General features: G+C 31.1%; 1 protein-coding gene. It reads left to right on the top strand.

Features of this window, described 5'->3' with window-relative positions:
- A partial coding sequence (locus tag OQX64_RS22340; RefSeq protein ID WP_265820419.1) for a transposase occupies positions 1-498 on the top strand: 498 nt, incomplete at its 5' end.
- Between the last annotated feature and the right edge of the window lie 247 nt (positions 499-745).

A 745-nucleotide genomic window follows, 5' to 3' on the forward strand; every position in this document is an offset into this window, starting at 1 on the left:
TATTTCTACACAGACACTATCTGCCATTTTGATCACTTACTGGCAGATGATCATTTTAAGATGATTGTTATTAATTCTCTTCAGTATCTAACTCAACAGAAATTAATAGAGATTTATGGTTATGTTATTATGCCTAATCATATCCATCTCATCTGGAAGATGTTAAAGCTAAATGGGAAAGAAAGTCCTGCAGCAAGTTTCACAAAATTTACCGCCCATCAATTTAGAAAACATTTAATAACTCATTCGCCAAATTTACTTAAGAAATATAGATCAATAAAAGAAGACCGTAGCTACCAGTTTTGGAAGCGAGACCCTTTGGCTATCCCCTTAAGTTCTGAAGGTATATTAATTCAGAAATTAGATTATATACATGAAAATCCAACTAAGGAAAAATGGAATTTATGCGAAGCTATAGAAGATTATACCTGGAGTAGTGCTGGTTTTTATGAAAACGGGATTGATAATTTTAAAATACTTACTCATTTTAGAGATTAATTGAAGCGGTATTAGGTTTCGGTTGGTGAGACACCAACCGATAAAATCTAACTTTAATTATGTAAACTTTAAATAGCCTGGTAGAAGTTTATCAATTAGCATGATGATTAATTTTTAATTCCTGAACAAATACAATGTATCAAGCAAATCTTCATGAAATAATTTTTAGAGTTAATGAAGCAGTTATAACCACATTAAACCTTACAGATTATAAAACCTACAAGGTTTGTGAACTAAACCGTGCACC

Source organism: Pedobacter sp. GR22-10, assembly GCF_026239715.1.
Classification (GTDB): domain Bacteria; phylum Bacteroidota; class Bacteroidia; order Sphingobacteriales; family Sphingobacteriaceae; genus Pedobacter.